This window comes from Desulfopila sp. IMCC35008, assembly GCF_010646885.2.
Classification (GTDB): domain Bacteria; phylum Desulfobacterota; class Desulfobulbia; order Desulfobulbales; family Desulfocapsaceae; genus Desulfopila.
The window spans coordinates 1,422,438-1,447,972 of record NZ_CP050700.1 but is presented as its reverse complement, the minus strand read 5'-3'; the positions used below and the strand labels follow the sequence as shown (position 1 = coordinate 1,447,972).

At 47.0% G+C, this 25,535-nt stretch carries 25 protein-coding genes; 15 read left to right on the top strand and 10 right to left on the bottom strand.

Annotated elements, in window-relative coordinates; translation table 11 throughout:
* Nucleotides 1-255: 255 nt before the first annotated feature.
* The 11 genes from GA520_RS06530 to lepB all read left to right on the top strand — a co-directional run bounded on the left by GA520_RS06530 (nucleotide 256) and on the right by lepB (nucleotide 10,020).
* Nucleotides 256-609, top strand: a complete 354-nt coding sequence (locus GA520_RS06530; protein WP_163339004.1) for a hypothetical protein — start codon at nucleotides 256-258, stop codon at nucleotides 607-609.
* Between the two features lie 12 nt (nucleotides 610-621).
* Nucleotides 622-2,169, top strand: a complete 1,548-nt coding sequence (locus tag GA520_RS06525) for a carboxyl transferase domain-containing protein (RefSeq protein ID WP_163339005.1) — start codon at nucleotides 622-624, stop codon at nucleotides 2,167-2,169.
* Nucleotides 2,170-2,184: 15 nt separating this feature from the next.
* Nucleotides 2,185-2,589 (top strand): OadG family protein, encoded by a 405-nt coding sequence (locus GA520_RS06520; protein ID WP_163339006.1) that lies wholly within the window; start codon nucleotides 2,185-2,187, stop codon nucleotides 2,587-2,589.
* Nucleotides 2,590-2,610: 21 nt separating this feature from the next.
* Entirely contained in the window at nucleotides 2,611-3,009 is a 399-nt protein-coding gene (locus GA520_RS06515; protein ID WP_163339007.1) for a biotin/lipoyl-containing protein, read from the top strand.
* A gap of 17 nt (nucleotides 3,010-3,026) precedes the next feature.
* Entirely contained in the window at nucleotides 3,027-4,190 is a 1,164-nt protein-coding gene (locus tag GA520_RS06510) for a sodium ion-translocating decarboxylase subunit beta (protein WP_163339008.1), read from the top strand.
* Between the two features lie 66 nt (nucleotides 4,191-4,256).
* On the top strand, nucleotides 4,257-4,850 hold the full coding sequence (locus GA520_RS06505; protein ID WP_163339009.1) for a TetR/AcrR family transcriptional regulator: 594 nt from the start codon (nucleotides 4,257-4,259) through the stop codon (nucleotides 4,848-4,850).
* Nucleotides 4,851-4,876: 26 nt separating this feature from the next.
* Nucleotides 4,877-5,281, top strand: a complete 405-nt coding sequence (mce, locus tag GA520_RS06500; protein ID WP_163339010.1) for a methylmalonyl-CoA epimerase — start codon at nucleotides 4,877-4,879, stop codon at nucleotides 5,279-5,281.
* 140 nt (nucleotides 5,282-5,421) lie between these two features.
* Entirely contained in the window at nucleotides 5,422-7,563 is a 2,142-nt protein-coding gene (gene scpA, locus GA520_RS06495) for a methylmalonyl-CoA mutase (RefSeq protein ID WP_163339011.1), read from the top strand.
* Between the two features lie 127 nt (nucleotides 7,564-7,690).
* Nucleotides 7,691-8,668, top strand: coding sequence for a methylmalonyl Co-A mutase-associated GTPase MeaB (gene meaB / locus GA520_RS06490; RefSeq protein ID WP_163339012.1), 978 nt, complete (start codon nucleotides 7,691-7,693; stop codon nucleotides 8,666-8,668).
* Between the two features lie 194 nt (nucleotides 8,669-8,862).
* Nucleotides 8,863-9,207, top strand: a complete 345-nt coding sequence (locus GA520_RS06485) for a response regulator (RefSeq protein WP_240910191.1) — start codon at nucleotides 8,863-8,865, stop codon at nucleotides 9,205-9,207.
* 126 nt (nucleotides 9,208-9,333) lie between these two features.
* Nucleotides 9,334-10,020, top strand: coding sequence for a signal peptidase I (gene lepB / locus GA520_RS06480; protein ID WP_163339013.1), 687 nt, complete (start codon nucleotides 9,334-9,336; stop codon nucleotides 10,018-10,020).
* Nucleotides 10,021-10,109: 89 nt separating this feature from the next.
* Here lepB and GA520_RS06475 read toward each other — a convergent pair whose 3' ends face one another.
* From GA520_RS06475 to GA520_RS06455, 5 genes are all read right to left on the bottom strand, one after another.
* Nucleotides 10,110-10,877, bottom strand: a complete 768-nt coding sequence (locus GA520_RS06475) for an ABC transporter permease (RefSeq protein ID WP_163339014.1) — start codon at nucleotides 10,875-10,877, stop codon at nucleotides 10,110-10,112.
* Nucleotides 10,874-11,785: an ABC transporter ATP-binding protein gene (locus GA520_RS06470; RefSeq protein WP_163339015.1), complete on the bottom strand. Its 912-nt coding sequence runs from the start codon at nucleotides 11,783-11,785 to the stop codon at nucleotides 10,874-10,876. The genes GA520_RS06475 and GA520_RS06470 overlap by 4 nt, the downstream gene beginning before the upstream one ends.
* 10 nt (nucleotides 11,786-11,795) lie before the next feature.
* The gene (locus GA520_RS06465; RefSeq protein WP_163339016.1) at nucleotides 11,796-12,674 is read right to left on the bottom strand and encodes a hypothetical protein; all 879 of its coding nucleotides are present in this window, start codon (nucleotides 12,672-12,674) and stop codon (nucleotides 11,796-11,798) included.
* A gap of 538 nt (nucleotides 12,675-13,212) precedes the next feature.
* Nucleotides 13,213-15,507 (bottom strand): PAS domain S-box protein, encoded by a 2,295-nt coding sequence (locus tag GA520_RS06460; protein WP_163339017.1) that lies wholly within the window; start codon nucleotides 15,505-15,507, stop codon nucleotides 13,213-13,215.
* A 231-nt stretch (nucleotides 15,508-15,738) separates the two neighbouring features.
* Nucleotides 15,739-16,638: an AraC family transcriptional regulator gene (locus GA520_RS06455; RefSeq protein WP_163339018.1), complete on the bottom strand. Its 900-nt coding sequence runs from the start codon at nucleotides 16,636-16,638 to the stop codon at nucleotides 15,739-15,741.
* A gap of 230 nt (nucleotides 16,639-16,868) precedes the next feature.
* Here GA520_RS06455 and GA520_RS06450 point away from each other — a divergent pair, with 230 nt between their 5' ends.
* On the top strand, nucleotides 16,869-17,780 hold the full coding sequence (locus tag GA520_RS06450) for an aldo/keto reductase (protein ID WP_163339019.1): 912 nt from the start codon (nucleotides 16,869-16,871) through the stop codon (nucleotides 17,778-17,780).
* Between the two features lie 125 nt (nucleotides 17,781-17,905).
* Nucleotides 17,906-18,862, top strand: a complete 957-nt coding sequence (locus GA520_RS06445; RefSeq protein ID WP_163339020.1) for an aldo/keto reductase — start codon at nucleotides 17,906-17,908, stop codon at nucleotides 18,860-18,862.
* Nucleotides 18,863-19,008: 146 nt separating this feature from the next.
* Here GA520_RS06445 and GA520_RS06440 read toward each other — a convergent pair whose 3' ends face one another.
* Nucleotides 19,009-19,512, bottom strand: a complete 504-nt coding sequence (locus GA520_RS06440; RefSeq protein ID WP_163339021.1) for a lactoylglutathione lyase family protein — start codon at nucleotides 19,510-19,512, stop codon at nucleotides 19,009-19,011.
* A 178-nt stretch (nucleotides 19,513-19,690) separates the two neighbouring features.
* On the opposite strand from GA520_RS06440, the gene GA520_RS06435 reads away from it, so the two are divergent.
* Nucleotides 19,691-20,038 carry a helix-turn-helix domain-containing protein gene (locus GA520_RS06435; RefSeq protein WP_163339022.1) on the top strand — a complete coding sequence of 116 codons (348 nt, stop codon included), beginning with the start codon at nucleotides 19,691-19,693 and terminating at the stop codon, nucleotides 20,036-20,038.
* A 5-nt stretch (nucleotides 20,039-20,043) separates the two neighbouring features.
* Here the strand turns inward: GA520_RS06435 and GA520_RS06430 are convergent, their stop codons facing one another.
* A complete protein-coding gene (locus GA520_RS06430; protein WP_163339023.1) occupies nucleotides 20,044-22,026 on the bottom strand; it encodes a PAS domain-containing hybrid sensor histidine kinase/response regulator in 1,983 nt (660 codons plus the stop codon).
* A 255-nt stretch (nucleotides 22,027-22,281) separates the two neighbouring features.
* Nucleotides 22,282-22,479 carry a helix-turn-helix transcriptional regulator gene (locus tag GA520_RS06425; protein ID WP_240910192.1) on the bottom strand — a complete coding sequence of 66 codons (198 nt, stop codon included), beginning with the start codon at nucleotides 22,477-22,479 and terminating at the stop codon, nucleotides 22,282-22,284.
* A gap of 106 nt (nucleotides 22,480-22,585) precedes the next feature.
* Here GA520_RS06425 and GA520_RS06420 point away from each other — a divergent pair, with 106 nt between their 5' ends.
* Nucleotides 22,586-22,795 carry an NAD(P)H-binding protein gene (locus GA520_RS06420; protein WP_163339025.1) on the top strand — a complete coding sequence of 70 codons (210 nt, stop codon included), beginning with the start codon at nucleotides 22,586-22,588 and terminating at the stop codon, nucleotides 22,793-22,795.
* Nucleotides 22,796-22,937: 142 nt separating this feature from the next.
* On the opposite strand, the gene GA520_RS06415 is transcribed toward GA520_RS06420, so the two are convergent.
* Together GA520_RS06415 and GA520_RS06410 are read right to left on the bottom strand one after the other, a co-directional pair.
* Nucleotides 22,938-23,495 (bottom strand): cob(I)yrinic acid a,c-diamide adenosyltransferase, encoded by a 558-nt coding sequence (locus GA520_RS06415; protein WP_163339026.1) that lies wholly within the window; start codon nucleotides 23,493-23,495, stop codon nucleotides 22,938-22,940.
* 111 nt (nucleotides 23,496-23,606) lie between these two features.
* A complete protein-coding gene (locus tag GA520_RS06410) occupies nucleotides 23,607-25,088 on the bottom strand; it encodes a multicopper oxidase family protein (protein ID WP_163339027.1) in 1,482 nt (493 codons plus the stop codon).
* Nucleotides 25,089-25,535 lie beyond the last annotated feature (447 nt).

Genomic DNA, 25,535 nt, shown 5'->3' with positions numbered 1-25,535 from the left:
AGATCCTGCTTCAACCTTCCTCAAGAGTAACACCTTCTCCCAACTTCTGATATAAATTTTTTTCATTAACAAGAAAAAAAAGATTTACATCCAGATACGCAAAGAGTAACATTGTTCTTATACACTTAGTCACACTTTATAGAAGTTATATTTTTACTATTTTCTTTCAATAACTTACAAAGATAAACGAAATAAAACACAAACGACCAACAAGCCGGACTCAGCTCAGACCAGAAACATAAGAGGTGTTTTTATATGCCTAAATTGCCATCACTATTATTATCAAACCAACTCGATATAAATATGTTTGATGGAATGCCTGTAACACCGTTAAACACCTCATCACCCCTTACCACAGTCATATTCATGCCGGTCTTCACCTCTTTGGCCCTAACATTACAGAAGGATTTTTGCCGGCAAGCCATAGTAGCAAAACAAACGTACTGTCCGCAAATGAAGGCTCTCACCCCTTCAGCGGTCATCACCAAGCATACAAACATGCACCATTTCCCGGTAAAGGACCCCTATGAACGAAGGGACCGGTCACCACTTCATGCCTGCACCATCACCCCCCTTGATGGAACAGGGCAAACAGTGCTCAACCAATAGGGAGTTTTAAACATGCCTTCTGAGAAAATCGAATTACTGAGGGAGAAGAAAAAGGCTCTTGCCCTCGGCGGCGGCGCAAAGAGGATTGAAAAACAACACGCCAAGGGCAAGATGACAGCCCGTGAACGTCTGGAATACCTCTTTGATGACGGAACCTTTATAGAACTCGACGCATTCGTCCGGAACAGGTGCACCAACTTCGGTATGGACAAAATGGAGTTTGAAGGTGAATCGGTCGTGACCGGCTACGGCATGGTCGACGGGCGCCTCGTCTACGCCTTTTCCCAAGACTTCACCGTAACAGGTGGCGCGCTTGGCGAAATGCATGCCACCAAGGTTGTAAAAGCGATGGATGCTGCCATAAAAGTTGGTGCCCCCATCGTCGGCCTCAACGACTCGGGCGGCGCACGTATTCAGGAAGCGGTGGATGCCCTCTCCGGCTATGGCGATCTCTTTTTCAGAAACGCCATCTACTCCGGTGTTATACCGCAAATTTCCGCAATCATGGGTCCATGCGCCGGTGGTGCGGTTTATTCACCGGCCCTCACCGATTTCATCTTCATGGTCGATAAAACGGCCCAAATGTTCATCACCGGCCCCCAGGTAATTAAGACCGTGACCGGAGAAATCGTCAGTGCTGAGGAGCTTGGCGGTGCCATGACCCACAACTCCATCAGCGGCAACGTCCACTATATCTCTAATACGGATCAGGACTGTATAGACTCAATTCGCAAACTGCTCAGCTACCTGCCTTCCAACAATATGGAGAAGGCACCTGTTTTTGAGCTCAGTGACGATTTGAACAGGCAGATCCCTGAGTTGGAAACGGTTATTCCGGATAATCCAAATAAGCCCTACGACATCATGGATGTGATCCGACCAATTGTGGATGACAACGAATTCTTTGAATACCAACCTTACTTTGCCAAAAATATCGTTACAGGATATGCCCGCATCAACGGCAAATCTGTCGGTATCATCGCCAACCAGCCTGCGATGATGGCCGGTTGCCTCGATATGAACGCCGGAGACAAGGCAGCCAGGTTCATTCGAACCTGTAACGCCTATAATGTCCCCCTGCTCACGGTTGTTGATGTACCGGGCTTTCTCCCGGGCACCGACCAGGAACATGGCGGCATCATCCGCCACGGCGCCAAGATCCTCTACGCGTACAGTGAGGCAACGGTGCCGAAGGTAACACTCATCACCAGAAAAGCCTACGGCGGTGCATACGTTGCCATGTGCTCCAAATCGCTTGGTGCAGACATGGTTTTTGCCTGGCCATCAGCCGAAATTGCGGTTATGGGACCCGATGGAGCTGTCAACATTATCTTCAGAAACGAGATCAAAGAGGCCGAAGATAAGGAAAAGACCCATCAGCAACTGCTCAACGACTATCGGGCCGAATTCGCAACACCTTACAAGGCCGCTGAGAGAGGGTTTGTTGACGACGTTATCGAACCAGCCGCTTCACGCCAGCGCATCATTGATGCATTTAATATGCTGGAAGGAAAACGGGAAAAACGTCCTCCCAAAAAACATGGCAACATGCCCCTGTAAGCAAGGAGAGCCACTATGGATACAGTTGAACTGCTTGCAAAATTCTCAGACCCGGAAGTTATCGGAACCCTCTCACTCACCCAGCGTCTGCTGGCGGGACTGATAACAACCATCCTGGGTATGGGCATTACCTTTCTGGCCCTGGTGATCCTGCAGATCGTCACCAGCCTGTTCGAAAAACTGGCACCTACCCATACCGCGGCACTGCAACCATCACCCGCTCCGGCACCGGCGCCAGCGCAGGAACCCGATCAAAAACAGCAGGAAGAAGAGCTAATTGCAGCCATAACAGTGGCACTGGCCACACAGTTGCAAACTACCACTTCTAAGATTGTGATACGCAACATCAGGAAACTGGAAGACCATTCACCCACCTGGAATAGAGTTGGGTTAGCAGAACAAATGAACAATAATTCCTAGGTCATAGGGGAGGAACAGCATATGAGAATGTTTAGAGTGGTAGTGGGCGGAAATGAGTACGAGGTCGGTATTGAGGAGATCACCGAAGATGCAGGCAGCGCCCCGGCACCGGTGGCTAAACCGGCCGCAGCACCTTCTGCAAAACCGACTCCGTCTGCACCTAGAGCCGCAGCCCCGAAGCCAAGCGCACCAACCCCTGCAGCCGGTGAAGGAACCATAGCCGCAGCAATGCCGGGAACCATCAACGACGTGAAAGTCGGCGTCGGCGACACCGTTAAACGCGGCGACACTGTTCTCATCCTTGAAGCCATGAAGATGGAGAACGAGATCAAGTCTCCCATAGACGGAATCGTAAGCTCAATAGAAGTTGAAAAGGGAGCCTCTGTAAATGCCGGTATGACACTAATGGTGATCGGCTAACCGACAGGAGAGACACCATGCTCAATGCTATATTCACCTTTCTCCAGAATACAGGGTTCTACGGGTTGACGTTTGGTGCTATCACCATGCTGCTCGTCTCCTTCGTTCTCTTGTACCTGGCCATAGTCAAGGGTTTTGAACCACTGTTACTGGTTCCCATCGCTTTTGGCGTGCTGTTGACAAATCTGCCCTTTGCCGGACTCATGGCCCCCCCGGTTATGGAGATAACCGAACACGGTATTCACACGACTGAGCCGGGCGGCCTTCTTTATTATCTGTTTCAGGGTGATCATCTTGGCATTTTCCCACCCCTGATCTTTTTAGGTGTTGGTGCCATGACCGATTTCGGTCCGCTTATCGCCAACCCGAAGTCACTGCTTCTTGGAGCAGCGGCACAGTTCGGTATCTTTGTCACTTTTATCGGTGCCATCGCTTCCGGCATGTTCACCGCCCAGGAAGCTGCTTCTATCGGTATCATAGGTGGTGCTGACGGTCCAACAGCTATCTTCCTCTCATCTAAACTGGCACCTCATCGTCTTGGAGCAATCGCCATTGCGGCTTACTCCTATATGGCACTGGTCCCCATCATCCAGCCGCCGATCATGCGCTGGCTGACGACAAAAAAAGAGCGGACCATCAAGATGAAACAGCTGCGCGACGTCTCCAAGCGGGAAAAAATTCTTTTCCCGATCATCGTCACTATCATCGTCTCACTCATTGTTCCGCCGGCAGCCACCCTTATAGGTATGCTGATGCTCGGCAACCTGTTCCGTGAGTGTGGCGTTGTCGCCCGGCTTGAAGACACTTCCAAAAATGCGCTTATAAACATTATCACCATTTTCCTAGGGGTGACTGTAGGGGCAACGGCCACAGCTGAGCAATTTCTTCAGGTCGAGACACTTGCGATCCTGGCACTTGGTATAGTGGCTTTCGGCATAGGTACAGCTTCCGGTGTACTGATTGCCAAGCTGATGAATAAGGTCTTGGATGTTGAGATTAATCCACTCATCGGTTCGGCTGGCGTTTCAGCCGTTCCCATGGCGGCACGAGTCTCGCAGGTTGTCGGCCAGCAGGAAGAGCCGTCCAATTTCCTGCTTATGCACGCCATGGGTCCGAATGTCGCTGGCGTCATCGGCTCGGCAGTGTCCGCCGGAGTACTGCTGTCGATGTTCGGTGGATAATCCTTATAACTCACGATGAGAAAGCAGCCGTAATTATACTCGTATTACAGAAAAGGAAGTACCAAAATGGCAGACGATCTGAACCCCGAAATACATGCACGGTTAGAAAAAGCGGTACTTGAAGTCTTCTCACATTCCGATTTTCACAAGGCGAGTATCCGTGACATCGCCGACAAGGCCGGTGTCAGCTTTACCACCATCTACAAGCATTACGAGTCCAAGGAACGCCTGGTCTTTGCTTTTGTGGACATCTGGATGGGAAAACTGACCGACAGAATCGTCGATCACCTTCAAGGCATAGAAGACTTAAAAGAAAAGCTGCGCAAGGTATTCTGGCTGCAGCTCGATTATTACGAACGCCACGAGGGTCTCGGCAGGATCGTATTCATGACCCTGCCCATGAAAACCTGGATGGCGGACGAGACGTTTGAACAGAAGAGGATGATGGACTTGCTAATAACCGTACTTCGAGAAGGACAAGAGGAAGGCGTCCTCAACAACGATGTACGGGCAGGCACTTTACTTGATTTCCTTATGGGGTTTGTCCAGCGAAGCTTCTTTATGTGGATATTACGAGGCAAGCAGGAGAGTCTTGCGGGACAAGCAAATCACATGTTCGAAATGGTGTGGCGCGGCATGGTAAACCCTGAAGGGAAATAACCGAATCAACTTTTTGGAGGCGTACAATGAAAATCTTGAAAATCGACCATCTGGGCATTGCTGTCAATTCAATCGACGCAGGAAAATCCTTCTGGTCCGAGGTCCTTGGTCTTGAATTTGAGGGCGCTGAAACAGTTCAGGAACAAAAAGTAACCACTGCATTCTTCCCGGTAGGCGAAAGCGAGGTAGAACTCCTTGAGTCCACCGCACCTGATGGCCCGGTAGCAAAGTTTATCGAGAAGAAAGGCCAGGGCTTCCAACATGTAGCTTTTCGTGTAGAGAATATCGAAGAGGCTCTGGAGGAACTCAAGGCGAAAGATATCCAGCTTATCGACCAGAAACCGCGCATCGGCGCGGGTGGTGCCAAAATTGCGTTCCTGCACCCCAAGGCCACCGGCGGTGTTCTCGTCGAACTCTGTCAGCGCGACTAGAAAAACAATAGTTGCAAACATCTCCTGGCGGTGTAGAGTCCGCCGCCAGTCTCTATAATTTTTCTACAAAAACCCGGTATATTAGCCGGACCGCAAACAGATTGCATCCGGGTTTTCCCGGTATCGATAAGGAGCATCTCATGTCACAACACAAGGATTATGCCAAGTGGGAAGAAGCAGCGACAAAGTTACTAAAGGGTAAATCTCCCGACGCTCTGAACTGGGAGACTCCTGAGGGAATCACCGTTAAGCCACTCTATACGGCAGAAGACCTTGACGGAATGGAATCCACCAACACCCTGCCGGGGCTTGCACCTTACGTTCGTGGTCCCATGGCCACCATGTATGCCGGCCGCCCCTGGACCATTCGCCAATACGCCGGTTTTTCAACCGCCAAGGAATCCAACGATTTTTATCGCAAAGCGCTCGCCGCAGGCCAGAAAGGCCTGTCAGTTGCATTCGACCTCGCCACTCATCGCGGATACGATTCGGACCATCCCCGCGTAGCCGGTGATATTGGTAAAGCCGGTGTCGCCATCGATTCCGTGGAAGATATGAAGATTCTGTTCGACGGTATCCCGCTGGACCAGATGTCCGTTTCCATGACCATGAATGGTGCGGTTATACCCATCCTGGCCGGTTATATCGTTGCCGCCGAGGAACAAGGTGTCAAACATGAGCAGCTTTCCGGCACCATCCAGAACGATATCTTAAAAGAATACCTGACCCGCAACACCTACATCTATCCTCCGGGACCATCCATGAGGATAATCTCAGACATCATGGCCTTCTGCTCAACCAATATGCCTCGCTACAACACCATCTCCATCAGCGGGTACCATATGATGGAAGCTGGTGCAAACAGTGTTCTGCAGACCGCCTTCACCCTGGCTGACGGCCTTGAATATGTAAGGGCAGCTCTCAAATCAGGCATGGATGTTGATGCATTTGCCCCGCGCCTGTCCTTCTTTTTCGGCATCGGCATGAACTTCTTCATGGACATCGCTATGTTACGGGCCGCACGCTTTCTGTGGCACCGCATGATGAGCGAGTTCAACCCGAAGAACCCGAAATCCTCCATGCTGAGAACCCATTGCCAGACCTCAGGCTGGTCCCTCACCGAGCAGGACCCGTATAATAATGTTATCCGTACCACTCTTGAAGCGATGACCGCAGTTCTGGGTGGTACCCAGTCTCTTCACACCAACTCTTTTGACGAGGCAATCGGCCTGCCAACAGATTTCTCCTCACGTATCGCCCGCAATACCCAGATCATCGTGCAGGAAGAATCCATGGTCACCAAAGTTATTGACCCGCTTGGCGGCTCTTATTATATAGAGTCCCTCACCAACTCTATCGTCGAAGAAGCTCAGAAGATAATCGACGAGGTTGAAGAACTGGGCGGCATGGCCAAAGCCATCGAATCCGGTATGCCGAAGATGCGTGTTGAGGAATCCGCCGCACGTAAGCAGGCCCGAATCGACCAGGGTCTCGATGTTATCGTCGGTGTCAACAAGTATAAACTTGCTGACGAAAAGATCGACTTCGAGGTACGTGAAGTACCGGCAACCGTTCGCGACGAACAGGTAGCACGCCTTAAAGAGATCAAGGCCAGCCGTGACAGTGCAGCCGTCGAGAAGGCACTTGCCGACCTCACCAAAGCTGCTGAAAACGGTGGCAACCTGCTGGAGGCTGCGCTTCCAGCCGTTCGCGCCCGGGCAACCGTAGGAGAAATTTCCGACGCCATGGAAAAAGTATTTGACCGTTTTACCGCAACAACCCGCTGTATCTCCGGAGCCTACGCCTCAGAGTATAATGATGCGAACAAAGAAGTGATCGAAGCGATCCGTAAACGTACCGACGACTTCCTGGCCAAGCAGGGTCGCCGACCCAGAATGCTGGTCACCAAGATGGGCCAGGACGGACATGACCGCGGTATAAAAGTTATCGCCTCCTCTTATGCCGATCTCGGTTTCGACGTTGATATCAGCCCGATGTTCCAGACCCCGCAGGAAGCAGCCAAAATGGCCGTTGAAAACGATGTTCACGTTGTCGGCGCATCAAGTCTTGCTGCCGGCCACAAGGCACTCGTTCCTGAATTGATCGAGGAGCTGAAGAAACTGGGCGGCGATGACATCATCGTCGTAGCCGGTGGCGTTATTCCTCCTGGAGATTATGAATATCTCTATGAGAAGGGCACCAAAGCTGTATTCGGCCCAGGTACTCCTATCCCGGATTCAGCCAATAAGACCCTGGATTTGATCGAGGAAAAATATGCATAAGTGCTTCTCCCCCTGATACGGTTCACCCGAGAAAAAGGCATGTTGATTAACATGCCTTTTTCTTTTATTTTACGGGAAATAACTATTTCACTGATATCCTGAAAAACTTCCGCAACATCCTCTAATTATGCAAATCGATATCGAAGGACACATTAACGGCATCCTCAACCAGAATCGGCTGATGCTGGCCCGGACCATTACCCTGATCGAGTCGACACTTCCTGCTCATCAACAGGCAGCACGAACTATTATCGACAGACTCCTACCACAAACAGGGAAGAGTGTACGCCTTGGTATTACCGGGGTTCCTGGAGCAGGCAAGAGTACCTTCATCGAATCATTTGGCACCATGCTCACTTCCATGGGCCACAAGGTGGCGGTTCTCGCTATAGACCCGAGCAGTACCCGAAGCGGTGGCTCCATTCTTGGTGATAAGACTCGAATGGAAAAGCTTTCTGTCGATCCACACGCCTTTATACGTCCCTCACCTTCCGGCGGGAACCTCGGCGGTGTTGCGAAAAAAACGCGGGAAGTCATGCTTGCCTGCGAAGCTGCTGGTTTTGATGTAATAATCATCGAAACGGTCGGTGTCGGTCAATCCGAAACCACCGTTGCCTCAATGGTCGATTTTTTTATGGTGCTGATGATCGCAGGGGCTGGAGATGAACTCCAGGGAATCAAAAAAGGTGTCCTCGAAGTGGCCGACACTATAGTCATCAATAAATCTGACGGAGATAATATTACCCGCACCCAGCTGGCCCAAAAGGAATACCAGGCAGCACTCCATCTCCTGATGCCGCGCTCCCCGAACTGGAATCCGCCAGTCCTGACCTGCAGTTCTCTTGAGGCAACTGGTCTCGATACAATTTGGCAGACCATCAACGAACATCGAAAGACACTTACGGAATGCGGCGAACTGGCAGACAAACGTCGCAACCAGGCGCAGGACTGGCTTTCGTTTCTGGTCGAGGAAGGCCTCAGAGAATGGTTTTTCAACCGCAAAGACATCGCCGAGATTCTACCGAAACTTCGAAAACGCCTCGATCAAGGGAAGCAGTCTCCAACCGCTGCCGCCTCCGAACTACTCGAATTCCTGACACATTAGCAGATCATCGCCCACTTACTAACATTTCCCAATGAAGTCCATCTTCAATTATACGGAAATAGCCTACCGGTTCAGCACAAAGACTCTGGTCAGGCACCATTCCTGACAACTCGGCACCTCGCTTTGTGTGATATTGATCTCGAAAATACCTTCAAACACGCCTATTTCGAATCAAACCTGCTGATAGGACGCGTTTGCCATTTCCTGGCTATTCTATTCTATGGCCTCATTGGCCTTTGGGATGGCATGGTGATCGAACCGAGCCGTCTGGATGGCTGGCGCATATCGATAAGTGCGGTTACGATTATCTTCTCATCACAGACGTTATCATGCCGGAGATGAACGGCCAATCCCTCCCAGACAGGCTGCGGGCTCAGACACCAAACCTCCGTACTCTTTTTATGTCGGGCTATACAGCCAATGTCATAGCCCACCATGGTGTTCTTGATGAAGGTGTCCAGTTTATTCACAAGCCATTCACCAAAAAAGGTCTCGCCGCAAAGGTACGTGAGGTACTGGAGACCCCGGGTACACATTAATCAGGTGGAGACTTTGCGACACCACTTCATCACCCCTGGTCAGAAAACTGCTGAGTTCAGCTGGCAGTGTGGTAGAATTACCAGTTACAGGACATCAATTAACGAATCTCATAGAGGAATAGCAGGATGAACAGAGAAACAGTAAAAAACTGGTGTAAGGGATGGGGGTTCAGTTTCACCATAGCCCTGTTGATTGCAACCTCTTTTAAATCCGCCATTGCGGATTGGAACGACATCCCTACAGGTTCGATGGAACCAACGATTTTGGTGGGAGACCGTGTTTTTGTCAACAAACTGGCGTACGACCTCAAAATACCATACACCACAATCCACCTCGCTACGTGGGACGAACCGAGGCGTGGTGATATTGTCGTCTTTTATTCTCCCCAGGACGGTACACGCCTCATTAAACGTGTGGTGGGTCTGCCTGGTGACACAATAGGGTTACGACACAACAAGCTCTTCATTAACGGAACATTCCTGCAATATGAGGAAGCTGAAGCAGGACTGAGTGATCAGGATAGTATAGATGTTCTCTCTAACTCAGCCATCTTCAAGGAAGACCTGTTGGGGCACCACCATATTGTGAAAATCATGCCGGAACAACCGTCTCGTAACACCTTCAGACCTGTCACTATCCCTGAAGGAAACTATTTCATGATGGGTGACAACCGTGATAACAGTGCCGATTCGAGGTTCTTTGGGTTTGTAGAACGAAAACGTATCGTGGGTCGTGCCTCAACGGTTGCTATATCACGAAAAGATTCGTTTGCCCATCCAAGATGGGAACGTTTTTTCAAAGAACTTATATAACTGAACCTGATCGCCCATGTTCCTCCGCCGGATCCCTTACTGAGTTAGAGGGTAATCAGGTAACTGAATGGACGGTGCAATCTCGCTCGCTAGGTCCTCACGCCAATCCCTTTTTTCAATAGATAGAGGTTGGCTGAAAAGAGCGCCACTGCAAAGAGAATCAGCATAACCAGCCCTACGGAAATGCTGATATCTGAAACCCCCAAAAAGCCATAACGAAACCCGTTAACCATATAGACAATAGGATTGACTTTGGATACCACCTGCCAGAATCCTGGCAGGAGGCTCAGCGAGTAAAAGACACCACCCAGATACGTAAGTGGGGTAATCACGAAGGTGGGAATGATGGAGATGTCGTCAAATTTCCTGGCAAACACCCCGTTAATCATGCCAGCCAACGCGAACACAAAGCTGGTCAACAGGCCGAAAAGAGCGGTGTAGAAGATGCTGTGTATCGGCAGTCTGATAAAAACAAGACTCACCAGGGAGACAAGCAGACCAACACTTAAACCACGCACCATCCCCCCGGACACATAGCCAAGTATGATCACCCAGTTGGGGGTCGGACTTACCAGCAGTTCCTCAATGTTTCTTTGAAACTTGGCGCTGAAAAACGAGGAAACGGTATTCGTGTAGGAGTTGGTTATGATCGACATCATGATCAGGCCGGGGGCTATAAATGCCATATAGCTGTACCCCTCAATCTCACGCAGCTGAGAGCCGATAAAGCTTCCGAAAATAACAAAGTAGAGGCTAATGGTAATAACCGGTGGGACCAGGGTCTGGATCCAGATACGGAAAATGCGGATAATTTCTTTTCTGGCGATTGCGCCAAGCGATATAAGGTTCTCTTTCATTTTTCCACCAGCTCCAGAAATAACTCCTCAAGCCTGTTTGATTTATTGCGCATGGACTCGACCGAAATGTTGCGGGCTGAAAGATGATCGAAAATTGAATTCATGGACCCCTCTTTTGATTTGGTAACCTCCAGGGTCGTCTCATCGATGGACCTGAAACTGGTTCCCGCAATCGGCGGGATTTCATCGGTGCCTTGCGGGCCGGTCTCAAACACGAACGTCTCCTGATCCAGTTTTTTTAGGAGTGTTTTCTTGTCAGTGTTTTCGATGACCCTGCCATCTCGTATAATAGCTATAGTATTACAGAGCTGCTCCGCCTCTTCCAGGTAATGGGTGGTAAGAATGATGGTTTTTCCCTGATCGTTAAGTTTCTGGAGGAAATCCCACATCCCGCGCCTCAATTCTACGTCCACCCCGGCTGTGGGTTCGTCGAGGATTAACAGTTCCGGCTCATGGATGAGCCCCCTGGCGATCATGAGTCTTCGCTTCATCCCGCCGGAAAGCTCACGGGCCGGGCTGTTTCGTTTTTCCCATAGTCCTAGTTGCCTGAGGTAGCGTTCTGAATTGACCAGGGCTCTATCCCTGGGAATACCGTAATAACCTGCCTGCTGCGTAACGATATCCTGCACCTTTTCAAAGATGGAGAAGTTGTATTCCTGGGGAACTACGCCAATAAGTTTCTTGGCCCGGGGAAAATCCTTGTCGATATCGACCCCAAACACCTCTACCTTGCCACCACTCTTGGTAACAAGCGAGGTGATGATACCGATGGTGGTGGTCTTTCCTGCCCCGTTTGGGCCTAACAGCCCGAAGAACTCACCCTGGGCCACCTTCAGGTCAACGCCTTTTAAGGCCTCAAATCCGCCCGAATAAGTCTTTTGCAGATTCGTGATAGAAAGAGCTTCCATAATGTGTACACTACCTTGACATTTCTATAAAATAATCGACAACCTGCCGGGGCAGGTCGGTTTCGTTCAATCTGGATATCTGGATGATTCCGGTTGGACAGGTAATATTTATCTCGGTCAACTGCTCCCCGATAAAATCCAGCCCGGAAAAATGTATGCCCTGCCCAACCATCCATGGCCCGACCTCGTCAACAATCCGCTGCTCACGAGAAGTAAGACCGGTCTTCAAGGCATCACTACTGGCAAAATTTGCATGGTATCCGCTTCGTGGTTTTCGCATTGCGGCACCCAGGACCTTATCACCAAGCATGATGACACGTTTGTCACCCTCGTATACCCGTTCGAGGAATTGCTGCACCATCACAGGAGAACGGCCACCGTCAGTGAATTCTTCCACCGGTTCATTCTGACCCGGCTCTACCCGGCGCACCGACTTCCCCTGAAAACTATCGAGGGACTTGATCACGCAGCTCCCATGATTATCGATAAACTCCCCTATCAGCCCGGGATGGGAACTGACCAGCGTGGGAGGCATATACGCAGCAAATGGCAGGGCTATCAGTTTCTCATTATAATTCCGAAGAGATTCCGGGCTGTTTACCACGCGTGTGTCGGCCAGGGAGAGCAGCTGGGTGGCGTAATGGAAGGCAAGGTCGTAGGGAGGCTCCTTTCTCATGAAAATAAGGTCGTACTCACCTAACCCTCTTGGATGCTCCGTGCCACCTGCAGCCAGGGCAACACATTTCGCCTGGCCGGAAAAGTGAAGCAGATCAATGGTTGTGGTATCAACCTCTATACCCTGACTTCTTGCCTGTGTGATAATAGCAAGGGACGTATCTGTCTCTGGCAGAAGTCCTTCAATCGGGTCTAAAATTACGAGCCATTTCATGATGCATGTCCTTTGGTAGTATTATGCGTATGATAATTACGTCTCCTCCGGATTTACAAAATAATTCTCATGAAAACCCGAATTGGAGCCAACAACAGTGATAAGGACGGATTCTCATTTTGTCAAAAAGACAACCGGCTTCATTGACTCTTCAATTCCACCGACTTGAGAGAAGACCATATCCACTTATTTCGACTGATGTGGAAAAAAGTTTCGAACTAGTCAGGGTTATTGCATGTATATTCTCTTATTTCCATCCGAACCGATTTGTATCGTTCCACCTGCTCCACGTCAACTAAACGCGAGTACTATCCCCGTCTCCTCCCAGGTATGAGATGGAGTTGTTCTGAAGAACCATAGATTATGGACACTCCAAGGTCAATGAAGCGGTCTACTCGAACGAGCAAGCTGTACAAGATCAACGCGGCTGACTTTGCGGCCTTATGACGAAGCGGTCGTCCCTGGAATGTTTTTTAGGGAGTTATTCGGTGATAAAACCAAAGGTATGGGTGTAACTCTCCTTTTCATCCTTAAATACTTACGATGAATTGTTCGATTTTCTGTACCACTCTTCATTGCCGTATAGTTTTTCTATACAATCATTGCAAATACCATGACTGAACTCCGCCCCCGTGTGTTCTCCCAGATATTCTTCTATCTGCTTCCAATAGCCTTCATCATCACGGATTTTCTTGCACGACGAGCATATCGGCAGCATGCTACCTAAAGTTTTCACTTCCATTAATGCCGTCTGCAACTCCAGGATCAACTTTTCCCGTTCTTTTTCCAGATGTTTTCGATCACTTATATCTTCGATAATCCAGATACTTCCGTCCTGCGGACACTCAGGATTAACAGCCTGCCCATGCAGGCTGACTTCCATGTCAGAGCCGTCAGCCCGACGTAAAGTAGTTTCTGTATGGTAGGCCTCCCCTCTTTTCAATACTGGGTATGCTTCGGCTCCTATCTTTTCATACTCCTCCTGGCTTCTATAAAAATTGAGTGTTGAGAGATTTTTTACTTCCTCATCTGAGTAACCAAAAAGTTCCAGAGCGGCAGAATTCTGCCAGACCTGTTTTCGTTGCCGTACCATTGTGATGCCGACAGTGGTATTCTCCAGAATAATAGTATTTTCCTTTAAAACCTCAGCTAAACGCTGACGTTCCTCCTGAAGTTCTTGTGTACGGTTTGCCACTGCCTCTTCAAGGCTGATATTGACCTTATGGTTTTTTTCAAAACTCTTGGCTAAACTCTCTGCCGACAACTGGAAATTTTGTATTAATTTAGAGACGTCTTCGAGACGGGATGAAGGCCAGGTTACACGTTCCTGTTTTTCAATCTTTTGCGGCAAATTGACTGTTACCCGTGCAAGCTTTTGCAAAGCAGCCGTCAGCCACCTGCTTAAAAGAGAAATAGCAGAGGTCATGATGATCAGGAGTCCCAAAATACAGGCAAGCCCTTGAATGGCATTATGGTGGTACTCGTTTTGAAGAGGTGCCACAGGGTGCGCCACATTGAGATACCATGGAGTACCGGAAATTGGCATCCTGATTAAATAATAAGCGTCTTTATAGGCCTGCATTATACTGATGTTCCTCTTTACTCCGGGAACCACCAGTATGACGTTATTGCCAACAGGAATTTGCCGGGCATCGGCAAAAGAATTTGCCTCGAACAACTGTTCGGATTTATGACTTGTGCTTACCAAGACTTTTTGGTTCCTGTCAACAAGGTTGAAGATTCTTCCATGCTCGGAACCTTGTAAGCTCATTACCTTTAACAATTTATTTAAATTAATAATGCCAGACACAAAGTAGCTAAACTTGTCAGTACGTCCTGGAGGAGTGCTGACAATGAAAAAGGGGACAGAAATACCCCAACGGTCAAAAAACACATCTGACACAACTGGGCCTTTGTTACTCTCCAGTTCCTTGAACCAAATCTCGTCTTCAACATCAAAATCCAGAATTGCCTCACCATCATCATTAATCAATGGCCTTAAGGTAATGGTAGGTGCCGTATTATCTCCAATGTAAATATCGTTAAAATCGGGATAAAGTGAACGTATCCGAGTCAACTGTTCCTGAAAACTTGCTGTGGAGACAAGGTTCCTGTCCCCGGTTACTATTTCGTTGACAACCTGGATAGCTACTACATGTTTATCAATCCATTCACTCAAATTACTGGCTGCCGCTTCAGAATCTGACTGTAAGGAATGAGTGACATCTTCATGGCTATTCCTGAGCTCTCTTTGAGTATACAGCAAAAGCATCAGCAATGAAGATGTCAGTAAAAACATCCCGGCAAATTGAAAAATCACATGTTCACTGGTGATGTGCCGCTTCGTGAAGGGCCCAATTGGCCGAGTAAACACGAGTGGCAGCGAGAGAATTATCCAGGCCAACAAGGTGTTTAATGTCCCATTAATTGACTGTTTTAGAGCTATGAGCAGAACATTCTGAAAACCAAGGCCCATCAATGCACCGTAACAAACAAAAACAAGTGGGCTCCCAACGAGTAACCAGAAACTGAGATCAATAAGGAGGAAATTGCTTTTCCCACGTCGTAAAAACCAACCTATCCACAAGATTTCCAGAAAGAAAATGATGATAGCATAAGGATGATTCCATAGGTGGTATGTGTAGCTGGAAGCAATCAGACTGACAACAAGACCAGGCCCAATGCCAAAATATGCTACTGCAATTACTGAACAAATACTGCCAAATATGAAGGAGACACCAAAAGAAATCGGAAGATCAAGGATATTACCGAAATAACCGCATAAACCAAGAATGGCAATAGGCAAGTAGTGTCCGGAAAAGACTTTCCGCATATATTGTACCTTTATGTTTTTTAATCTAACCGAGCATAATTAATCTGGTTGCAACCTTTCTGACTAAACTTTTCCCATTAGCCCGAACTTCTCGTCAGTTCAGATGGTACCGGCTGCGAATGTTTTGGCAGTGTATATAGGTAAACGAAGACTCCGATAATAGACTAGATACACTGTTACAACACTGAATACTATACAGGCAGCTGGTTGAGAGGAAAATCGACACATTGTTCATGAGAAATTAGGGCTAAGGACTCCGGTTCTCGAGTCGCTGCTCGGTGTTGAACCGAACTTTCTCACATATTCCCGGCTAAATTGACTCGGGCTTTCATAACCAACTTTTAAGGCAGTTATCGTGACGGATTCACCCTCGTCCACCAGTAATCTTCTTGCTTCCATGAGTCTTATGTTTTTTTGGTATTGCAAAGGTGTTGACTCAGTGATCACTTTAAAATGATGAAAAAAAGACGAGGCACTCATTCCCACAGATCTGGCAACTTCAGCAACTACCAGGGGGTCACGATAGTTGCACCGAATGAGTGAAATGGCTTTTCTGATTTTACTGGCATGGCTATTATGCCGAAGGAGACTTCTCAACATACCACCGCAGGGAGCCTGTAACAGACGGAAATGAACCTCTCTCAGGATCTGCGGCAAAAGAACGATAGAGTCTGCTGCGACCTGGGTAGCATTCAGCAACCTGAAAAGTGAATCTATTATATGATTATTCGCCTCATTCACCTCTAAAGAGCGAGCCCCGTCCATATCAAAAGGGATTTGGGCATATTCACCATGAAGTCCTCTTATGATAGCATGGTCGAGGCGCAGGACCAGTGCTATGTACGGTTTAGATACAGATGCCTCTGTAATCTTTGAGACAACCGGTATCTCGTGGCTGACTATCAACAACTCTCCGACACCAAAGGAGAAACGCCGCCTACCAGCAATGATCTCTTTCCCACCTTGTAGAATTAGGCAAAGTGCAGAGTCATAAAATGTGGCACTGAGATCCGAAGGGGAGTCCTGCTTCAAAAGTAGAAATTGAATATCCTTATTGAGTATCAGCTCCGACTCTTGACTACTATGAAGGATTTCAATTGCTCTATTTGTTAGTTCCTGAATATCAGCCATAGACCTTCACTCCTCTTATTCAGCATAATATGACCAAAGAACATTGTCTATCTTTCCTTCAGAAAATCTAGAGAAATAGGCATATCTCGAATATCAATAGGCAAGCAGATACAGTCCTATCCGTATTATAATTAACCTGATTATTATGAATTGGAGAAGAAGCAAAGATTTGAATTCAGTTTGCAGAGGAACCTTATTCAAAAACCATGAAATCGTGAGGAATTGTTACCATGGAAATTACAAAAAATTCACGTAACCGTATTGAAATGCCACTTGTGGGCTATGGTACCTACCAACTTTCAACTATGCAAGCTGAGACCTGTGTTGCCGAGGCTCTGAAGGCTGGATTTCGCCATATAGATTCAGCAGAGGGATATAACAATGAAGAAGGTACCGGTAAAGGAATTAAGGCGTCAGGTCTGTCGAGAGATGAAGTATTTGTAACGACCAAACTTTTCCCGGGATATGAAAAATGGGGTTCAAAGGAAAAAAACTATAAACAGTCGATCGCGACCTTGAAAGAGCAACTCAAAACGCTCCAGTTAGATTACGTTGACTTATATCTGATTCATGCGCCATTTGCTTCTTTACGTTTAGAGCAATGGAATGCACTCATTGATTTAAGGAAACAAGGCCTTGCAAAGCATATCGGTGTTTCCAACTACAGCCAGGAACGACTCGAAGAAATTATGGATGCTGATTTACCTATGCCAGAGGCCAATCAGGTGGAATTTCATCCAATATGCGCTCAAACAGACCTGACAAATTTTATGCAAAATAATTCTATTGAGCCTGTTGGTTATAGTTCTCTCGCACCGTTATCAACCTGGAGGATTGAAGACGGGCAAGGAGGGGAAGTCCTTTCTGAGATAAAAACAGAATGTCAGAATGTAACCAGAGATGTGGCGGAAAAGCTTAAGGTGTCAGAAGCAAAAGTACTTTTACGGTGGGGTTTGCAGCGAGGATATGCTGTTTTGACCAAAAGCAGCAAGCCCTCGCGAATACGAGAGAATCTGGAACTATTCGATTTTTTCATTCCCGAGGATGACATGAGTCGTTTAAATACCCTTGATTTACAAAGGCCAATGGCCTGGGCTGCTAATGGTGTTGACCCGATGGAGATTGCGGCACAACTCAAATAGCTGGGTAGAGATTGCTCGACGATTTGATAATTCAGGGTACTGGGAAGCAATTTGCCAACAGAATTTTGACGGCTTATACTTTCAAGAGTCGGTAAACATTTCAAGTTAAAAATTCTGGAGGGAAAATGAAAATTGTTAAACTTGGTCAGCAAGGTTTGGAGGTTCCTGCCGTTGGACTTGGCTGCATGGGCATGTCAGAGTTTTATGGCCAAGCCGAGAACACCAATAACCTGAAACTGCTTGATGAAGCCTTGGAAATCGGCTGCATATTCTGGGATACCGCTGATATGTACGGTCCATTTTCCAATGAGTTATTACTTGGTAAGGCGCTGGCGAATCACCGTGATAAAATCACTTTAGCCACAAAGTTCGGCATTAAACGGGGACAAGATGGTTCCTGGCTAGGCATCAGTGGCTCACCAGAATACGTTAAAGCCTGCTGCGACGCCTCACTGAAGCGCTTAAACACAGATTATATCGACCTTTACTACCAACATCGCCCCGATCCGGAAGTACCAATTGAAGAAACCATCGGCACGATGGCCGAACTGGTTCAGGCAGGTAAAATTCGCTACATCGGCCTATCAGAAGCCAGCGCTGATGACCTGGAACAAGCCCACAAGACCCACCCGATTTCTGCGCTACAAACTGAATTTTCACTGTGGTCGCGGGATGTTGAAGAAAGTATTCTACCTAAGGCGCGTGAACTTGGTATTGGCTTTGTCAGCTACAGTCCATTAGGTCGAGGCTTTTTAACCGGAACCATAAACAAACGTGAGGACCTCGAACAAAATGACTGGCGATTAAGTAACCCCCGATTTAGTGAAGAAGCTATTGCAAACAATCTACCGCTTGTCGCGAAAGTGAAAAAAATTGCGAATGAAAAAGGCGTTACACCTTCACAAGTGGCATTGGCATGGGTGCTTGCTCAAGGTGATAATATCGCTGTAATACCGGGGACACGGCACTCTAAATATCTGAATTTAAATTGGGCTGCTCAGGCAATTACTTTGAATAACAAAGAGCAAGAAGAATTAGACACTTTTTCTCAGAACTTCAAGGTCGCTGGTGAGCGCTATTAAGAAAACTCCCGAAGACGGTACCGCATGGCCTGGCCTCTGGTGAGCATTGTGTCAATTCAGTCATATACGGAAATTGCTTTAACAAACTGCAAGATCGAATGAAATCCTGAATTGACGCAATGCTCATAAGAAGTACGGGTTCGTGTTTACAGCTTATCCTGATATGCACCTGCAGCATAAGTCAGCTCATAACTATGGGAGTATAATTCGAGTATATTTCCGAAAGGGTCTTCACAATATACCATTCGATACGGCTTCTCTCCTGGATAATACTCTCTTATCGGCATCCTCTGCTTCCCACCGTTTTCTACAATTTTTGCTGCGAGACCTTCAATATCAGGGTCCTGAACAGCAAAGTGAAACACTCCATTTTTCCAGAATTCGAAATTACCCTCTCGGAGTTCTGCGTTCTTGAACTCAAATATTTCAACACCTATTTTGTCCCCGGTAGCAAGGTGTGCGATTCTAAACCGTTCCCATCCTCGCCCGAAAACGTCATCACACATCACACCAATAGCTGAATCATCTGACACAATTTCAGTGGGAGCCATAATCACGTACCAGCCAAATACCCTGGTATAAAATTCTACAGCTTTTTCAAGATCGGTTACTGATATTCCAATGTGGGAAAATGTTCTCGGGTATGTCATTGTTATCTCCTGTTTGCATGTTTAATAAATATTTGCGACTGATACACTTACACTATAAACATTTGAGATAATGACAAAAGAAGGCACTATTTTGTTCGGCACGAACCTTTTGGTATGTATTGCCTGTAATAGAGGATGTTAGAGGATATCTTTTTTTAAAGATAAGGAGCGATAGGCCATGATCCAGTGGAACAATAAAGAGTTTCATTGTCCTGTAGAAGTCTCGATGAATATGCTGAGTGGAAAATGGAACTGTCTGATGTTATGGCATTTAAATGAGGGAACGAAGCGTTATAAAGAACTTGAACGAATAGTGCCGGCTGTGAGTCAAAAAATGCTAACTCAGCAATTGAAAGAGATGAAGCGAGATGGACTTGTAGTTAGAATTGTATACCCGGAGGTTCCTCCACGTGTTGAGTATTGTCTTACTGAACTCGGATGTTCAGCTTTTCCTATTCTTGAAATGATGCATTCGTGGGCGGTCAGCCAACTAGGAGTTGATAACCCTGAAGAGCATCAGGATTAATTCAATCACGCAGTGCTCAGAACCTGATACACCAATCGGCTCAACTCTCCTTTCTTGTAGGGTTTTCGAATAAATCCTTTCAATCCCTCAGCCAGCATATCTTGCAGGTCTTCCTCTCTGGTAAAACCGGATGAGAGAACAACGCAAACCTCAGAATCCATTTTGCGTAAACGCCGAAAACAATCTTTACCGTTAAGAACCGGCATAATCATGTCCAAAAGCACGAGATCTATCCGCTCTTCTGTTTTTCTGAATAGCTCCAGGGCTTCTTTCCCGTCTTTTGCTGTTATGACCGTGTAGCCTAGATCTTCGAGAATTCCTTTGGCAGTGGACCTCATCACCTCTTCATCATCAACGACGAGTACTCGCCCCCTTCCTCTTAATACTCCGGGTTCCGCCTGCTGCTGTATAATAGAACTATTTGAAAGTGGCAAAAGCAAGGTAAAGACGGTCCCAACGTCCTCCCTGCTCGTGACAGTTATCGCGCCTTGGTGTTGCTGCATTGCCCCAAAAACAGAGGCAAGCCCTAACCCTGTACCCTTGCCCTGCTTTTTGGTCGTGAAAAACGGATCGAAAATTTTTGGCAGATGTTCAGGCTCAATCCCTTCTCCTGTGTCACTGATTTGTATTTCAATATACCGTCCTGGTATAAGGTCAAAAGCTGCATAATCCCGACAAGCGGCTTCATCAAGCGCACAGGTCTGTGTGCGGATATCTATTACACCGCCCTCGGGCATTGCGTGGGCACTGTTAATGCACAAATTCAGCAGCATACTTTGCAATTGTGAAAAATCGCCGACAACCGTACTGGTTTCCTGAGTAAAATCCGTTTTCAGGCTTACTCTCTTATCAATCGTATTCCTTACAAGTACCAGAGATTCTCCCAGCACCTCGTGAATATCCAGGGCAGTCGACGTCCTGGGGCTGACCCTGGAAAATGTCAGCAACTGCTCAGTTAAATTTGCCGCCCTTTCAGCTGATTTGACGATAATTTTTCGATACTTTTCTATATGTTCATCTTTGGGAAGATGTAAGGCCATCATCTCCGCAGCCCCCATTATACCTCCAAGCATATTGTTAAAATCATGCGCAATACCACCTGCAAGCGTGCCGATAGCTTCCATCTTGTGGGCCTGTCTCAGCTGCTCCTGCAACACTTCCCGTTCCGCCTCCAACTTCTTCTGATGGCTAATATCCCGAAACTCTACGACCCGCATATTCCGATCTCTATAGGGAATATTTCCTACTTCAAGGCGTAAGGGGTACTCCTCACCACTCTTCCTCAATCCCACCACCTCGTAGGGTTTTTCATAACCGGCCTGCATATTCGACATGACTTTTTCCCTGAAGTCCTCGGAAATCAATAACAACCCATCCATTCCAATAAGCTCTTCAATAGAATAGCCGGAAATTTCAGACAGCACTCTGTTACAGTCCAGAATAACCCCTTTGTCGTGAATAAGGATGCCGCCGAAAGAGGCATTGTGCAGCGCCTTAAAACGTTCTTCACTTTTTCTCAAATCTTCTTCAGCTTTTTTACGCTCCGTAATATCTCGGACGATACCAATAGCATGATATTTGCCCTGAAACCGGATTCTGGATAAAGAAAGCTCAATTGAGATCTCATGCCCATCCTGATGGCGGGCTTCAAGCTCTATAGTATTATCAATTGCAGCACCAATCCCTTTACGTTGAAATTTGACAAAAGCATCTTTATGCAATTGAAGATAATGTTCAGGGGCCAGGACATCGTGCAGGTTTTTACCGATAATTTTTTCTTTTGCATACCCCAGGATCTGCTCAGCAGCAGGATTCCAGAAGATAACACAACCCCTGTCATCTATAATAATGATAGCGTCTCTGGTTGAATCTGTAACAGCCTTGAAATAAGTGTTCTTATCGTGCAGTTCAGGAGTACGGTCGATTATCTCGGCGACTTCAATGGTATGTTCTTCATGATGCAGTGCTTGCCGTTTCTTGTTGGACATTCTTACACAATTGATACTTTTGCTTAAAATAGCTTTTCTTAATGCGGACTCTTTGCCTGCCCTCCGGAGTCATATAAAATACTCTACTAAAATATATCACACCTCCTGCACGCAGGTTAAATGAATTCGGGGACACACCAACAAGACCGGAAATGGCGTACCGGATAATCTATGAAACAGGGCTCATAACCTGTGAAAATCATATTGCGAGTGCTGCGTTGGTGTCACCTTGTTTTTTAAACATTATTTTCTTTTTCATGCGTCTTTGTTGTTCGCAATGTGAGCATTTCGCCGGGCTACTCCAGGAGAAACACCGATGAAGCGCTTAAAAGCACGGCTGAACGCAGCCTCGGATTTGTAGCCGAGACGGTTAGCGAGTTCAGCCACAGACATATCTTCCTTCCTGAGCCAGGTCAAGGCCAAATTCATTCTCCACTGGGTAATGTATTGCATCGGTGATTCCCCAACGAGTTCTTTGAAACGGGCCGCAAAGGCAGAACGTGACATAGCGATAGTAGAAAGGCGCTACCGTTCATATATAAACCTATTGGTGGCATTCATGCTGGGCCTTGTGTTTGCAGATCATGAGACTCAGGAGAGTTATATCAAAGAGAGCCTGGAGTGGATAATCGTTCGCCCTGCTGCCTTAACCGACGTTGAGTATACAGGTTCATACCAACATGGATATTCAACTGAGGGAAAAACAGTGACGAACATAATTTCACGTGCGGATGCTGCCGACTTTATGCTGAAGCAATTCAGTGAATGAAAACTACTTGCATAAAACACCAAGCATTTCATCTTAATGAAGCCGCAACACTTTTTGTGTATTTTGCGACCACGAGTCATATCGGCAATCGAAAGGTACAAAGTGGGTGCAGGTTTCAGATATTACAAAAATACCAGCGAGATCAGTAATCTATACCGGGCTGGGGTTCTATATCCCGACGATAGGCGTGTTTTATCTCCTGTACCTCACTCACCGTATCGGCTATCTCAACAATCTCTGGGGGCGCGTCTCTGCCAGTCATTATAAGGTGTAACTCTGGCGGACGATTCCTGAGGATATTCAAAACCTGTTCAAGATCAACCAGCTTCAACTCAAGTGCATTGTTAATTTCGTCGAGAATAAGGGTTTGAAATAAACCTGACTGCATTTTTTGATCGACAAGAAGCAAGGCGTCCTGGGCATTCTGCCGATGCTCCTCAAATGGGTAGGGGTTTCCCTGGATTCCGCAAAACCCTTTACCTGTTGGTGTCAACTCGACAAGGTCGTCAAGAAGTTTTACTCCATCCCACTCTCCAGAGTAAATATCACCTTTCATGAACTGGATAATGCAGACCTTCATGCCATGGCCGGCAGAACGAAGAGCCATCCCCATAGCGCTGGTGGTCTTGCCCTTGCCCTTGCCGGTAATGACGACCACCAGCCCTTGCTTTTTCTCTGGTTCCAGCTTTGTGATTTTCATTTATAGCACTCTCAGGAAGGACGAATATACCCAGTCCTGGCCTTCTATTGATCCCGACGCCTTTGCACAGTAACCATTACCTTCCAGGATACTGATACAGTTCAATTGACATTAGAGACGGTCAACAACCTCAAACTGTCCCATCATACCATCGTCTTCATGTTCCAGCATATGGCAGTGATACATATAAATTCCTGTATAATCAAGGAACCGTGCAATAATCCTCACCTTGTCGTTGGGCCATAAGAAAACTGTATCTTTCCTTCCCGATTCAAGAGGGTCGGGTGGTTGACCGTTTCTATCCAGGATATTGAATTGAACATCATGCAAATGCATAGAATGGGGCAGTTGCATCATTGAAGAAGAGGTATTAACCAATTCCCATATTTCTGTTGAACCTAAAGGAATTATTTCATCGATTCTATTCATATCCATTTTTTTACCATTGATGGTCAATCTACCGCCCCCCATCATCATGCCCCTGCCCCTGCCCGACATAGTCTCCATGCTAAAAAGCCTTGTATTTTCTGCTTCTGTTTCATCGACCCTGTCCATTGCACGCAAAAATGATGGTATTTTTAGATATTTACCACTTTTCTTCGTAACAATAAATTCCATGGCTTCGAAACTGCTGCCGCCATATTGATCGACATTAAGCCGAACCTTGTCACCCGCCAAATCTTGAGAGAAATCAATGAGAATTTCCACCCGTTCCCCGGCGGACAGAATAATTTCCTTTCGGACCACTGGCTTTTCAAGGAAACCACCATCACTTGCTATCGCAGCCATGACTTTTTCACCGGACAGTCGTAACCGGTAAATGGAAGAGTTTGAGCCGTTTAGTACTCTGAACCGGGTAAGCCCTCTTGAAACCTCCAGAAAAGGCTGAATCATGCCATTTACAAGAAGGTAATTCCCTCGAACACCATGCATGACATCATGCATGGATCGAACATATGCAAATTCTCCAGTGTCAAAAAATCTCCGATCCTGGAGGACTAGAGGAATATCGTCAAGACCATAGTCTTTGGGAATGGGCAGGTTACTTGAAATTTCATCTTCAATAATAAACAGGCCAGCAAGCCCCCGATACACATGTTCGCCAGTCAAACCCATTGCATGAGGATGGTACCAGAGAGTAGCAGCCTGCTGTTTTATTTGAAATTCAGGGTACCATGTCTCACCAGGCTGAATAGTCTGATGCGGTCCGCCATCCCATTTGGCTGGAACATGTAAGCCATGCCAGTGAACAGTAGTGACCTCTTTTAATTTGTTATGGATCTTAAATCGTACCTTCTCTTTATCTGTAACCCTTATGGTCGGCCCAAGATAATTGCCGTTATAGCCAAGAGTTTCTGTTGATGTACCCGGCCAGAATGATTGCTCCCCATAGTCAGCGGTAAAGACATAGGGACTTTTTTTACTGCCGGCACTTGTTCCTTGCTCTAAAATGGGTGGTACAGGCAACCTTGACTGGTAAGGTTTATTGCCCTCACCGGCATAAACAGTCGCAGGGCTAAAGACATTGTATCTACCCATTGAAACCAGGGTTGCACCTGCAACAACCGATTTAATGAAGTCTCTTCTTTGCATATGAGTTCTCCTTTAAAGTGTTTCTGTCACTTTGTAGTATATGCATGAAGATAAGATCTGTCAGTGCACAAAGCATTACGCCTCTGTAATCACAACTCATCCAGGAGCATCCGGTTGAGCCAGGATGTGTTTTGCTGTCTCCCCGATTTAGATTTCAAAATCACTTCCTGCTATGCAATATGGAGGTGTGCCACCTCCCTGCTACTGATAGAACTCTGCAGATTCCTCTTGAGTTTTTTTTTAGGGGGTCTGTTACCCCAAAATATTCTATATACCGGTCCTAACCCGGGAATTTCATGAAGAACTTATGCAATGTATAGATTACCATGTATATCTGATGATTAATGAGCGACTTCCGGGTACACTTTGTACCAAGAGATTTCGAGGACTTTTATTGTGATATTGAACAGGAGATTATTTTCGAACGGTTACATCCGACACGCAATA

Bases quoted from the DNA above. Each gene is read 5' to 3' on its own strand.
- GA520_RS06465 (WP_163339016.1), bottom strand. From the start codon at position 12,674: ATGAAATGGCTCGTAATTTTAGACCCGATTGAAGGACTTCTGCCAGAG.
- GA520_RS06450 (WP_163339019.1), top strand. From the start codon at position 16,869: ATGGAAATTACAAAAAATTCACGTAACCGTATTGAAATGCCACTTGTG.
- GA520_RS06530 (WP_163339004.1), top strand. From the start codon at position 256: ATGCCTAAATTGCCATCACTATTATTATCAAACCAACTCGATATAAAT.
- GA520_RS06440 (WP_163339021.1), bottom strand. From the start codon at position 19,512: ATGACATACCCGAGAACATTTTCCCACATTGGAATATCAGTAACCGAT.
- lepB (WP_163339013.1), top strand. From the start codon at position 9,334: ATGAACAGAGAAACAGTAAAAAACTGGTGTAAGGGATGGGGGTTCAGT.
- GA520_RS06470 (WP_163339015.1), bottom strand. From the start codon at position 11,785: ATGGAAGCTCTTTCTATCACGAATCTGCAAAAGACTTATTCGGGCGGA.
- GA520_RS06425 (WP_240910192.1), bottom strand. From the start codon at position 22,479: ATGCAATACATTACCCAGTGGAGAATGAATTTGGCCTTGACCTGGCTC.
- GA520_RS06460 (WP_163339017.1), bottom strand. From the start codon at position 15,507: ATGCGGAAAGTCTTTTCCGGACACTACTTGCCTATTGCCATTCTTGGT.
- GA520_RS06455 (WP_163339018.1), bottom strand. From the start codon at position 16,638: ATGGCTGATATTCAGGAACTAACAAATAGAGCAATTGAAATCCTTCAT.
- meaB (WP_163339012.1), top strand. From the start codon at position 7,691: ATGCAAATCGATATCGAAGGACACATTAACGGCATCCTCAACCAGAAT.
- GA520_RS06420 (WP_163339025.1), top strand. From the start codon at position 22,586: ATGCTGGGCCTTGTGTTTGCAGATCATGAGACTCAGGAGAGTTATATC.
- GA520_RS06475 (WP_163339014.1), bottom strand. From the start codon at position 10,877: ATGAAAGAGAACCTTATATCGCTTGGCGCAATCGCCAGAAAAGAAATT.
- GA520_RS06525 (WP_163339005.1), top strand. From the start codon at position 622: ATGCCTTCTGAGAAAATCGAATTACTGAGGGAGAAGAAAAAGGCTCTT.
- GA520_RS06520 (WP_163339006.1), top strand. From the start codon at position 2,185: ATGGATACAGTTGAACTGCTTGCAAAATTCTCAGACCCGGAAGTTATC.
- GA520_RS06505 (WP_163339009.1), top strand. From the start codon at position 4,257: ATGGCAGACGATCTGAACCCCGAAATACATGCACGGTTAGAAAAAGCG.
- GA520_RS06445 (WP_163339020.1), top strand. From the start codon at position 17,906: ATGAAAATTGTTAAACTTGGTCAGCAAGGTTTGGAGGTTCCTGCCGTT.
- GA520_RS06510 (WP_163339008.1), top strand. From the start codon at position 3,027: ATGCTCAATGCTATATTCACCTTTCTCCAGAATACAGGGTTCTACGGG.
- mce (WP_163339010.1), top strand. From the start codon at position 4,877: ATGAAAATCTTGAAAATCGACCATCTGGGCATTGCTGTCAATTCAATC.
- GA520_RS06415 (WP_163339026.1), bottom strand. From the start codon at position 23,495: ATGAAAATCACAAAGCTGGAACCAGAGAAAAAGCAAGGGCTGGTGGTC.
- GA520_RS06430 (WP_163339023.1), bottom strand. From the start codon at position 22,026: ATGTCCAACAAGAAACGGCAAGCACTGCATCATGAAGAACATACCATT.
- scpA (WP_163339011.1), top strand. From the start codon at position 5,422: ATGTCACAACACAAGGATTATGCCAAGTGGGAAGAAGCAGCGACAAAG.
- GA520_RS06435 (WP_163339022.1), top strand. From the start codon at position 19,691: ATGATCCAGTGGAACAATAAAGAGTTTCATTGTCCTGTAGAAGTCTCG.
- GA520_RS06410 (WP_163339027.1), bottom strand. From the start codon at position 25,088: ATGCAAAGAAGAGACTTCATTAAATCGGTTGTTGCAGGTGCAACCCTG.
- GA520_RS06515 (WP_163339007.1), top strand. From the start codon at position 2,611: ATGAGAATGTTTAGAGTGGTAGTGGGCGGAAATGAGTACGAGGTCGGT.